Below are 11362 nucleotides of genomic sequence, written 5' to 3'. Positions count from 1 at the left end.
AACCGTCACTCCTTTAAATCTCCAAATCCGGCGCCAGGCGCCATAGTACAATTGTCGAAAGAAAATGAATGATGTAGATTTATCCCCAGAGCTAGACCTTTATAAAAACAAAAAAAGATGGATAAATTGAAATTGTTCACAACTTTATCCACAGCCTGTTAATAATATGATGGGTACATTCACATATTCACATCCAAAAGTAATATCATCATAGCAAAAGAGCGCCCTGTTTTCAATGCATGGAAGGAATTTATCCACAAATTCAAGACGTTGTGCATAATTATTATTCACACCACTATATATTGTTTATAAGCTGTTCAGCTTTCGACATCTTTTGAGGAAGAGCGATAAAATTTGTACACAGCTTGTCCGGAACAACGGGGAGGAAATGGGGATCATGTCGTCCTGTGGATGAATGGAGTCGTGTGTGTGCCTGTGGGTAACTGAGGATCATGGGTTGAAAGAAGTGTTTGTGACGGGAGCAAAAAAAAGCGGCGGCCGCACCGAAGTGCGGCCGCCGCTTTTGGATGAATAGCAGGGGAGTCTTGAAATATTAGAAGCCGGCTTGCTCCTGGCTGCGCTGAAACTCCGCAATGGCCTCATAATCCTCTTCCAGCTTGCGTGAAATACGGATGAAAATCGGAAGCAGCTTCTTATAGACAGCGGCGTTCTCTTCTACCGGCCGATGCTCAAAGGTGCCGCCAACCATCTGGCTTACGATGTCGAGGCTGCTGCTGCGGCCGGTGGCGTACAGGCCCAGCACCACCGCTCCGAGACAGGAGCTTTCATAGCTTTCCGGCACGATCACCTGCTGATCGAAAATATCGGCCATCATCTGCCTCCAGATGGGGGAGCGGGCAAAGCCGCCGGTGGCATGAATGATGGACGGGCGGCCGACCTGTTCCTCCATGGCTAGCAGGACGGTGTACATATTGAAGATGACGCCCTCTAATACGGAGCGGATCATATGCTCCTTCTGATGATTCAGCGTCAGGCCGAAAAAGGAACCGCGGGCGTTAGGATCCCACAACGGGGCCCGTTCTCCGGTGAGGAAGGGGTGAAACAGCAGTCCATTGCTGCCTGGCGGCACCCGCTCCGCGATTTTGGTCAGAACATCATAGGCGCTGATGCCCATCCGTTTGGCCGTTTCGATCTCCGAAGCAGCCAGCTGATCACGCACCCAGCGGAAGATCATTCCGCCATTGTTCACCGGTCCGCCGATCACCCATTTGTTTTCGGTGAGCGCATAGCAGAAAATACGCCCCTTGGGATCGGTCATCGGCTGATCCACCACGGTACGAATTGCCCCGCTTGTGCCGATCGTGGCGGCTACGACGCCAGGCTTGATCGCATCGACGCCCAGATTGGACAGCACACCATCGCTCGCTCCCACCACAAAAGGGGTAGAGGGGGAGAGCAGCATGGCTGCGGCATAGCCGGCATTCAGTCCCTGCATGACATGTGTCGTCGGTACGAGCTCTGAGAGCTGTGACTCCTGAATGCCAGCAATGCGCAGCGCTTCCTGATCCCAGCGTAATGAATAAAGATTCATCATCCCCGTAGCGGATGCAATAGAGTGATCGACGACATATTTTCCAAACAGCTTGTAAAAAATATATTCCTTAATCGAAATAAATTTCTCCGTCCGCTCAAAAATTTCTTTCTCATCCTGGCTCAGCCACATCAGCTTGGTGATGGGAGACATGGGATGAATGGGTGTGCCGGTTCGGAGATACAGCTCATGGCCGTTCATCTCCTTCTTCAGGCGACTCGCCCAGTCCGAGCTGCGGTTGTCCGCCCAGGTAATACAACGGGTTAACGCTTTCCCATCCTTGTCCATCGCGATTACACTGTGCATAGCGGAGCTGAAGCTGACGAACATAACCTCTGAAGCATCAATGCCGCCCTGCAGCATGACGTCCTTCACGGAAGCAATAACCGCCTGAAAAATCTGCTCCGGCTCCTGTTCAGCAATTGAAGGAGTCGGTGTGAGCAGGGGATATTCTTCACCGGCCTTGGCGACAAAATCACCATTGTCCTTAAACAGTACCGCTTTCGTGCTGGTCGTTCCGATGTCTACGCCGATCATATATTGTGATTTCACAGCTTCATTACCTTCCTTTACTGAATGTTTAGTAGAGTTTAGTGATATGTATACTTGTCGACAACCTGAAAAGCAGTGTAGAGACTGATGAACAGCATTCTGCATGAGGGAACGCCTGTTGCGACCTAGCCGGGAAAGCTTTGATGGAGGGTACGGCGTGAATCTTCAAAATATTCCTTCACCGCAGCCTGCAGCCGGACCTCATCGCGGGATTTCAGTGAGTCCAGTAAAAGCCGGTGCTTGTGCAGCACGGCTTCAAGCCGGGTGCCGCCTTCCTGAAAAATCCGCTCGGTTGTAATGAGCATCACCGTCATAATGATGGGCCGAATGCTTTTCCATAAATGCAGCATCCGCTGATGCTTCGCCTCTAGAACCACCATCTCATGAAATGCTAAATCCTGAAAGGAAAATTCCACGGGATCGCGGTGCCTGGCGGCTAGCTCCATCCGGTCTAAGATGTGCTGAAGCTGATCCATCCATACGGTGTGACCGTTCATCAGCATCCGGCTCTGCACAAAGCTCTCGATCAGGTACCTGACATCATAAAGCTCCTCAACATCCTTTTGACTCATACCCTGTACCACCGCGCCCATTCGCTTCAGCGTGATCAGGCCTTCCGCCGACAGCGTTCTGAACGCTTCCCGCACAGGAGAACGGCTCGTTCCGAAATGACCCGCAATCCGGTTCTCTGACAACACGTCTCCCGGAGAAAGCACGCCTTTAATGATTTGCAGCCGGAGCTCGCAGGAAATTCTCTCCCCAAGCGAAGCGCCCTGCAGCCAGCTTACTGGGTATTGCACATTCATGAGCTTCCATCCATTCCTCTTTTTAAAAATAGGGATACCCTATTTTACCACACCTTGCACAAGGGCGCCGCAGCCAGGATCAAGTCATCACTGTCGCCGTATATCAGACTTTACACGTTCGGTCATATAGAACGAGTGATACCTTACCTAGACTGCCAACTTTAAATGACGACCCTGGTCTATAGCTTGTAGAAGGGATCAGGCTGCTGGCTTGAACCAGCTACGCAGCCCGGACATAGCATCCAATTCCGAAAAAATAATTATCCACATGGGGATAATTCTAAACATTGCCGGAAGGGGGGCTGAAGCTGTGGAAAACTTTTTTGGAGCGGGAGAGATACGAGCTTACTTTGGGCATTGACTTCAGTGATTTAGTATGATTAAATATATAAAGGCGTTTTCTGTGAGATGTATGGAATGTTTTCAATTGCGACGATCTCTTGAATGAAGACCGTTTATGCTTGAATATGACAAGATCAGATTCCTGTAAGGGGGTGCAACCATCATGAAACAGACTTTTAAACCGAATGTAAGCAAGCGCAGCAAAGTTCACGGCTTCCGTAAAAGAATGAGCTCCAAGAATGGACGTAAAGTACTGGCTAACCGCCGTCAGAAAGGCAGAAAAGTACTGAGCGCTTAATGCTGGGCCCTGAAGACCACTGCGGTGGTCTTTTTTTCTTGAGAGCATGGCAGCAGTCTTATAAAAGAGGAAGGACCGTTTATAAAGCTGCTGCGGTGCCGATACTATTTTATATAGTAGAAACTTGCCGGAGGCAGGGAATATTACATTTCCTTCATTACGAGCCGGCAGACCGGGAGAGACGGATGGAAAAGAAGCTGCGTTTACGGAACCGGGCCGATTTCAGCCGCGTTTATCGTCATGGTAAATCTTTTGCCAACCATCAGTTTGTGGTGTATTGGTCCCGCAAAAAAGAGGTTGAGCAGTTTCGCGCGGGGGTCTCGGTCAGCAAAAAGGTGGGCAACGCGGTTGTCCGCAACCGGATGAGGCGGCTGGTCAAAGAAATTGTGCGCCATCATCAGGATGAAATTATAGAGCAGATCGATCTGATCTTCATTGTCCGTAAGGGAGCCCTCGGCAAAACCTATCAGGAGCTGGAGAAAAGTGTACTGCATGTGTTGCGCAAATCGTCACTGTTAAAGGCTAGGAAGCGGTGAGGTTGTGTTTATTTGTGCATATAAATATGGTATGATTTACGTTGGAATGGAATGGTTAAGAGAGGGGTTATGAAGTGTCGCTAACAAAGACAAGACGAGGGAAATGGATCCTCCTCACCGCTTTGCTGGTGCTGTCCATGACGGTGCTGTCGGGGTGTGCTCCTGGTGAAGACCAGATGCGCAGTATTGACGACCTGAAGAATGGGGGCTTCTGGCAGAGCAATGTCGTGTATTACTTTACTCTAGGTCTCGACACCTTTGCCGATTGGTTTAACGGGGAATACGGTTTATCCGTCCTTGTCATGGTGTTGATTGTCCGCACCTTGATCCTGCCGTTAACGCTGAAGCAGGTTCGCAGCTCCAAGGCCATGCAGGCTATTCAGCCGGAGCTGATGAAGATTCGCGAGAAGTACAAGGATCAGCCGGAGAAGGTTCAAATGGAAACGATGAAGCTGTTCCAGGAGAACAAGGTAAATCCGATGGCAGGCTGTCTGCCGCTGATCGTACAGATGCCGATCTTTATCGCGTTATATCAATCCATCTACTTTAACGGACCGCTTCGCTCCCATGAATTCCTGTGGATGCAGCTCGGTGATCCGGACAAGCTGTTTATTTTGCCGGTGCTCGCTGCTGCAACAACGTACCTGCAAACCAAGATGATGATGAAGATGAACCCGTCTCCTCAGATGGGTGTGATGCAGTTCATGCTGTTCGTATATCCGATTCTGATCTTCGTGATGTCGTTCCAGTTCCCGGCGGCACTGCCGTTGTACTGGTTCTACAGCAATCTGTATACGATCGTGCAGAACTATTTCTTATACCGCAACAATGACAAGACTGTACTTACCGCGAATGTAGCGGCGGCCACAACTTCCTCCGTTCAGAACAAGAGCAAAGGGCCACGGAACGGGAAAAAGGGGAAAAAAGGAGCCAAGAAATCAAGATGAATAAACTCGTCGCAACAGGAAAAACCGTTGAGGATGCTGTCAACCAAGGACTTGCCCGGCTGTCTGCCAGCCGGGATCAGGTATCGGTTCAAATTTTAAGTCAGCCGTCCAAAGGATTCCTGGGATGGTTCAGCCGGGAAGCGAAGGTAGAGCTTACCCTTCAGGCTGAACCTGCCCGCGGCGACTCACTTGATCCCAATAAGGCATATGCTTCTACCCAGGATGAAGCAGCAACAGCTGTGGAAGTCCCGGATGCTTCTGAAACAGAGGCAGCTGCAGACCGCGCGCCGGCAGTATCCCCGGAAGCGGCAAAGGATAACGATCCCTTTGAGGAGGCAGTAAGCTTTCTCATAGAGACCGGAAAGGCGATGGGGCTGAGTATTACGGTGCACGTGGAGCACGGCCATGATCAAACGACCCTGAACATTTCCGGGGATGATCTCGGCATGCTGATCGGCCGTCGCGGCCAGACGCTGGACGCGCTGCAGTATCTCGCGAACATTGTAGCCAACCGCTACGCTGACCGCTACCTGCGAATCGTACTGGATGCCGAGAATTTCAGGGCCCGCCGGCAGAAGACGCTGGAGGGACTGGCGGACCGGCTCGCGAAGCAGGCAGTCAGTACGAAGAAGGAAGTGGCGCTGGAGCCGATGCCGGCTTCAGAGCGCAAGATCATTCATGCACGACTGCAGAATCACGCTGCTGTGAAGACGTACAGCAAGGGTGATGAGCCGAACCGCCGTGTTGTTATTAGCAGCCGGCGATCGTAAAGAAGATTCCATCGCAATGACTCCTTGACCAGTGAAGGGGTCATTGTTTTTTTAAGAAGACACAAAGGCAGGCTGAACAAAGAGCTTTAAGATGACAGGATAACGGCGAATTAGCCGATGATGATATAGAGAACAGGGGGCTTTACAGCATGCTCAGTGATACAATTGCGGCGATATCGACGGCAGTCGGTGAAGGCGGCATTGCTATAATTCGGGTCAGCGGACCTGAGGCTATACAGGAAGTGGAACACATTTTTAAGAGCAAAACCCCGCTGTCTTTAGCGGAATCTCACACAGTTCACTACGGTCATATTGTAGAGCCGGAGCTTGGAGAGAAGCTTGAAGAGGTGCTGGTTACTGTGATGCGTGCTCCCCGGTCGTTTACGACTGAGGATGTGGTAGAGATCAGCGCTCATGGCGGCGTTATCGCCGTTAAACGGGTTATGGATCTGCTGCTCCAGCGCGAGGTGCGGCTGGCCGAGCCGGGAGAATTTACGAAGCGGGCGTTCCTGAACGGACGCATTGATCTGTCGCAGGCGGAGGCGGTCATCGATCTGATTCGTTCGAAGTCGGACCGTGCTTTTTCCGTGGCGCTCAAACAGGTGGAGGGCAGTTTGTCCCGCCGGATTCAGGACCTCCGATATACGCTGGTGGAGACGCTCGCCCATATTGAAGTCAATATTGATTACCCGGAGCATGATGTGGAGTCCTTGACCTCCGTGTTCATCAAAGAGAAGAGCGAGATCGTCATGAATGAGATTGACAGATTGCTCAAGACGGCGCAAGAGGGAAAAATCCTGCGCGAAGGCATCACCACAGCGATTGTGGGACGCCCCAACGTCGGTAAATCCTCTCTGCTGAACACACTCGCCCAGGATAATAAAGCGATCGTAACGGATATACCGGGCACTACGCGCGATGTTATTGAGGAGTTTGTGACGATTAACAATATTCCGCTGAAGCTGCTGGATACAGCCGGAATCCGTGAAACGATGGATGTGGTGGAGAAGATCGGCGTCGAGCGCTCCAGACATGCTGTGAACGAAGCGGATCTCATTCTGCTCGTCCTCAATGCCAGTGAGCCGCTGCACGAAGATGAATTGGCATTGATGGAACAAATACGCGGTAGACAATGCATTGTGATATTGAATAAAATGGACTTACCTCAGCAGCTGGATCTGGATATTGTGCGGCGATATTATGCCGATGAGCTGATTGTGCCGATGTCGGTGAAGGCGGAGGAAGGTATTGATTCCCTGGAGGAGGCCATTTCCGGACTCTTTTTCAGCGGGAAGATTGAAGGCGGCGATTTGACCTATGTCAGCAATGTCCGTCATATTGCGCTGTTGAAGAAGGCGAGAAGATCGCTTCAGGAAGCCTATGACGCGGCTGATCAGATGATTCCGATTGATATGATCCAGATTGATGTAAGAATGGCCTGGGAGCAGCTGGGCGAGATCCTGGGTGAAGCGGTTGGCGATTCCTTGATCGACCAGATTTTCTCCCAATTCTGTTTGGGAAAATGATTGTAAACCCACATGATTTTGGGATATATGACATGACTTAGGGGCTGAGAATGACAGCCTTATATATAGATTGATCTGAGTTTCGTGAGTCAGTACAACAATATGAGGAGGATATACCATGAGTTATGCAGGTGGCACTTATGACGTGATCGTCGTTGGTGCAGGCCATGCCGGTGTCGAAGCTGCACTTGCTTCTGCCCGCATGGGTGTGAATACGTTGATGGTAACGATCAATCTGGATATGGTTGCATTTATGCCATGTAATCCATCGATTGGCGGACCGGCGAAAGGTCATGTGGTGCGTGAAATCGACGCTCTAGGCGGTGAGATGGGCCGCAATATTGACAAGACCTTTATTCAAATGCGGATGCTGAATACGGGTAAAGGTCCGGCTGTGCATGCGCTGCGTGCTCAAGCGGATAAGTTCTCTTATCAGCATACGATGAAAGAGACGATGGAGAAGGAAGAGAAGCTCACGCTTCGCCAGGGCATGGTGGACCGTCTTCTTGTCGAGAATGGGGAGTGTGTCGGCATCGTGACTCAGACCGGCACGGAGTATCGGGCGAAGTCGGTCGTGCTGACGACAGGCACTTATTTGCGCGGCAAGGTCATTATGGGCGAGCTGATGTATGAAAGCGGCCCTAACAACCAGCAGCCATCGGTCAAGCTGGCAGAGCATTTGCGGGAGCTTGGATTTGACCTGGTGCGCTTTAAGACGGGGACGCCGCCGCGAGTCCACAAGGATACGATTGATTTCTCCAAGACAGAAATCCAACCGGGGGATGATACACCCAAGTTCTTCTCTTATGAGACAAAGGGCTCGGACAATGAGCAGCTGCCTTGCTGGCTGACCTACACGTCACTGGATACGCATCAGATTATTAATGATAACCTGCATCGCGCCCCGATGTTCTCCGGTGTTATTGAGGGCACGGGTCCGCGTTACTGTCCATCGATTGAGGATAAAATTGTCCGTTTTGCCGATAAGCCAAAGCATCAGATTTTCCTGGAGCCTGAAGGTAAGAATACGAAGGAGTACTATGTTCAGGGCCTGTCTACGAGTCTGCCCGAGGATGTGCAGTTAGCGGTGCTCCGCTCCATCCCGGGGATGGAAAAAGTGGAAATGATGCGTAATGGCTATGCGATTGAATACGATGCGATGGTGCCGACTCAGCTGTGGCCATCGCTGGAAACGAAGCGCCTGCCGGGTCTGTTTACTGCAGGACAGATCAATGGCACCTCCGGCTATGAGGAAGCAGCAGGGCAGGGGATTATGGCAGGCATTAACGCTGCACGCAAGGTACAGGGTAAGGAAGCGGTCGTATTGAGTCGTTCCCAGGGCTACATCGGTGTTCTGATTGATGACCTGGTTACGAAGGGGACGAACGAGCCGTACCGCCTGCTGACCTCACGGGCAGAATACCGTCTGCTGCTTCGCCATGACAATGCCGATTTGCGTCTGACGGAAATTGGTCATGAGATCGGGCTTGTGTCCGAAGACCGCTATGCGGCCTTCCTGCGCAAGAAAGAGCTGGTCGAGCAGGAGATCGAGCGTCTGAAGGCAGCAAAAGTGAAGCCATCGGAAATAAATGTCTTGCTGGAGTCTGTGGGCTCAGCCCCAATCCAGGATGGAAGCACGCTACTCACCATTTTGCGCCGTCCAGAAGTAACCTATGGACTGGTCGAGAAGCTGTCCCCCTCGGAGGCAGAACTGGATGAGGAGATGAAGGAGCAGGTAGAAATCCAGATCAAGTATGCTGGTTATATTGAGAAGCAGCTAGGTCATGTGGAGCGCCTGCAAAAGATGGAGCAGAAGAAGATTCCGGAAAATATTGAGTATGAGGACATTCATGGTCTCGCGATGGAAGCAAGACAGAAGCTGAACAAAATTCGTCCGATCTCCATCGGCCAGGCCTCGCGGATCAGTGGGGTTACCCCGGCAGATATCTCCATTCTGCTGGTGTACCTGGAGCACTATAACCGGGTAACGGCTGCGAAAGGAACAGCTTAAATGATGGATGACATTCAGGACCATTTCAGTTCTCTATTGAAGGAGCAAGGGATTGAAGTCAGCGCTGCTCAGCTGGAGCAGTTTGAGAGCTACTACCGGATTTTGGTGGAGTGGAATCAGAAGATGAATTTGACGGGCATTACAGAACGGGATCAGGTGTACACGAAGCATTTTTATGACTCGCTGAGCCTGGCCTTTCATCTGGATGTGAAGTCGATATCTACACTTGCGGATATTGGCTCAGGAGCAGGATTTCCCGGCATTCCACTCAAAATTGCTTTTCCTCATATCAAGCTGACGATTGTGGATTCGCTCAACAAGCGTATTCAGTTTCTGAAGCATGTGAGCGAGCAGCTCGGTCTGCAGCAGGTAGAGCTTATTCACGGCAGGGCAGAGGAGGTTGCTCGGAAGCTGCCTTACCGCGATGGGTTTGATCTGGTGACTGCACGAGCCGTTGCCCGCATGACCCTTCTCAACGAATTCTGTCTCCCCTTCACGAGAGTTGGCGGTCAGTTTGCCGCTATGAAGGGCAGTGATCCTGCAGAAGAAATCAAGGAGGCTTCCCGAAGCTTAAAAGAGCTTAGAGGGAAGCTGAAGAAGGTGCACTCCTTCACCTTGCCGGTTGAAGAATCTGCCCGCCACATTGTCATTATTGATAAAACGGCCGCAACACCTGCTAAATATCCGCGAAAGCCGGGTATGGCAGTGAAGTCGCCGCTGCTATAGGAGCACCCATTAGAGAATGTTTCACGTGAAACATTCTCTTTTTTTATTGCTGATTTATGGTCGTCAGGAAGAGAGGGAGTGCCGTTAAGTGAATGGAATAGATGGCATTGTCACAGAAATGAAGGAAAAAAAGGGGAGACTCTAGAATAGGATTATCGTACAATTAGTGATAGAATAGAGTGGTAGATTGAAAGCGGAATATGTCTCTGTGCATTAGAATAGATGACTTTGAGCTTGAAGAGGCTGATCGTTCTAAAGAGTGACAATTGAGACATTCACAGCTTCATGATCAATTTGTACTGTGTCGCGCAGCTAATAGGATAGATCGTTGAACCATTTCATACAACAAGTGGAACCATGAGTAATATCAGGCAAGGCAGGCCGCGCAGGAAGCAACCGGAGCAGACACGCTTCGCAGCGTGGCAGCTGTCCATGCAATCATGAAATTAGGTGGTTATATACGGGATGAAAGAACAATTTTCGAAGTTATTTGGTTTAACGGCGGATCGGTCTCCGGGGGATGAAATTAAGCAGATACCAGTCAACGATGTGGTCAGCAGTCCATATCAGCCGAGAACCATTTTTGATGATGAGAAGATTGATGAGCTGCTTCAGACGATCCGGACTCACGGCGTAATTCAGCCGATTGTTGTGCGCATGCGCAATGGGGTCTATGAGATTATTGCTGGTGAGCGTCGCTGGCGGGCGGTGAAGAAGCTGGGTCTGGAAACTATACCGGCGATTATCCGGGATTTCAATGACTCTCAGGCCGCCTCGATTGCCTTGATTGAGAACCTGCAGCGAGAGGGGTTGACCTCGATTGAGGAAGCGGTTGCTTATCAGAAGCTGATTGATCTGCATCAGTTAACTCAGGAAAGTCTGGCACAGCGTCTGGGCAAGAGCCAGTCCACAATTGCGAACAAGATCCGTCTCCTTCAGCTGCCTGAAGACGTGAAGAATGCATTGATGGAGCGCAAGATTACGGAGCGTCATGCCCGTGCACTGCTGTCTCTGGATCAAGAGGAAACTCAGCTCAAGGTGCTGGCGGAGATTATTAGCAAGGAACTGAACGTGAAGCAGACGGAGGCCCGGATTGCTTTATACAAGGAAATGACGAAGGCGAAGAAATCAAAGCGTATTTCCTTTAGCAAGGACGTTCGATTGGCATTGAATACAATCCGTCAGTCCATTGATATGGTGTCCGGTTCAGGCATGTCGATCAAGACGACAGAGAATGATCATGAAGATCATTACGAGATCGTGATTCAAATTCCTAAGAGATAAGATGCAAATGGC

Annotated in this window: 10 protein-coding genes; 8 read left to right on the top strand and 2 right to left on the bottom strand. The window is 50.6% G+C overall.

What is annotated here, in order from left to right; translation table 11 throughout:
• Nucleotides 1-553: 553 nt before the first annotated feature.
• Both gntK and E6C60_RS20755 read right to left on the bottom strand, forming a co-directional pair.
• Complete coding sequence (gene gntK, locus E6C60_RS20760) at nt 554-2089, bottom strand: gluconokinase (RefSeq protein WP_138227938.1); 1536 nt, start codon at nt 2087-2089, stop codon at nt 554-556.
• Between the two features lie 140 nt (nt 2090-2229).
• A complete protein-coding gene (locus E6C60_RS20755) occupies nt 2230-2904 on the bottom strand; it encodes a GntR family transcriptional regulator (protein ID WP_138227937.1) in 675 nt (224 codons plus the stop codon).
• A 511-nt stretch (nt 2905-3415) separates the two neighbouring features.
• Here E6C60_RS20755 and rpmH point away from each other — a divergent pair.
• From rpmH to noc, 8 genes are all read left to right on the top strand, one after another.
• Entirely contained in the window at nt 3416-3550 is a 135-nt protein-coding gene (gene rpmH, locus E6C60_RS20750) for a 50S ribosomal protein L34 (RefSeq protein WP_138227544.1), read from the top strand.
• Nucleotides 3551-3735: 185 nt separating this feature from the next.
• On the top strand, nt 3736-4086 hold the full coding sequence (gene rnpA, locus E6C60_RS20745; protein WP_138227543.1) for a ribonuclease P protein component: 351 nt from the start codon (nt 3736-3738) through the stop codon (nt 4084-4086).
• Nucleotides 4087-4160: 74 nt separating this feature from the next.
• A complete protein-coding gene (locus tag E6C60_RS20740) occupies nt 4161-5033 on the top strand; it encodes a YidC/Oxa1 family membrane protein insertase (protein ID WP_138227542.1) in 873 nt (290 codons plus the stop codon).
• A complete protein-coding gene (gene jag / locus E6C60_RS20735) occupies nt 5030-5803 on the top strand; it encodes an RNA-binding cell elongation regulator Jag/EloR (protein WP_138227541.1) in 774 nt (257 codons plus the stop codon). The genes E6C60_RS20740 and jag overlap by 4 nt, the downstream gene beginning before the upstream one ends.
• Nucleotides 5804-5952: 149 nt before the next feature.
• Nucleotides 5953-7329 (top strand): tRNA uridine-5-carboxymethylaminomethyl(34) synthesis GTPase MnmE, encoded by a 1377-nt coding sequence (gene mnmE / locus E6C60_RS20730; protein ID WP_138227540.1) that lies wholly within the window; start codon nt 5953-5955, stop codon nt 7327-7329.
• 118 nt (nt 7330-7447) lie between these two features.
• The gene (gene mnmG, locus E6C60_RS20725; protein WP_138227539.1) at nt 7448-9340 is read left to right on the top strand and encodes a tRNA uridine-5-carboxymethylaminomethyl(34) synthesis enzyme MnmG; all 1893 of its coding nucleotides are present in this window, start codon (nt 7448-7450) and stop codon (nt 9338-9340) included.
• A 3-nt stretch (nt 9341-9343) separates the two neighbouring features.
• Entirely contained in the window at nt 9344-10066 is a 723-nt protein-coding gene (rsmG, locus tag E6C60_RS20720; protein WP_138227936.1) for a 16S rRNA (guanine(527)-N(7))-methyltransferase RsmG, read from the top strand.
• A gap of 465 nt (nt 10067-10531) precedes the next feature.
• Nucleotides 10532-11350 (top strand): nucleoid occlusion protein, encoded by an 819-nt coding sequence (gene noc / locus E6C60_RS20715; protein ID WP_138227538.1) that lies wholly within the window; start codon nt 10532-10534, stop codon nt 11348-11350.
• Nucleotides 11351-11362: the final 12 nt, after the last annotated feature.

The organism is Paenibacillus algicola (genome assembly GCF_005577435.1).
GTDB lineage: Bacteria > Bacillota > Bacilli > Paenibacillales > Paenibacillaceae > Paenibacillus_AQ > Paenibacillus_AQ algicola.
This window is presented reverse-complemented; position numbering and strand designations above follow the sequence as displayed.

What these genes read in the sequence shown, in the direction of transcription:
- rnpA (WP_138227543.1), top strand. Translation starts at nt 3,736, where the DNA reads ATGGAAAAGAAGCTGCGTTTACGGAACCGGGCCGATTTCAGCCGCGTT.
- noc (WP_138227538.1), top strand. Translation starts at nt 10,532, where the DNA reads ATGAAAGAACAATTTTCGAAGTTATTTGGTTTAACGGCGGATCGGTCT.
- jag (WP_138227541.1), top strand. Translation starts at nt 5,030, where the DNA reads ATGAATAAACTCGTCGCAACAGGAAAAACCGTTGAGGATGCTGTCAAC.
- gntK (WP_138227938.1), bottom strand. Translation starts at nt 2,089, where the DNA reads ATGATCGGCGTAGACATCGGAACGACCAGCACGAAAGCGGTACTGTTT.
- rsmG (WP_138227936.1), top strand. Translation starts at nt 9,344, where the DNA reads ATGGATGACATTCAGGACCATTTCAGTTCTCTATTGAAGGAGCAAGGG.
- rpmH (WP_138227544.1), top strand. Translation starts at nt 3,416, where the DNA reads ATGAAACAGACTTTTAAACCGAATGTAAGCAAGCGCAGCAAAGTTCAC.
- mnmE (WP_138227540.1), top strand. Translation starts at nt 5,953, where the DNA reads ATGCTCAGTGATACAATTGCGGCGATATCGACGGCAGTCGGTGAAGGC.
- mnmG (WP_138227539.1), top strand. Translation starts at nt 7,448, where the DNA reads ATGAGTTATGCAGGTGGCACTTATGACGTGATCGTCGTTGGTGCAGGC.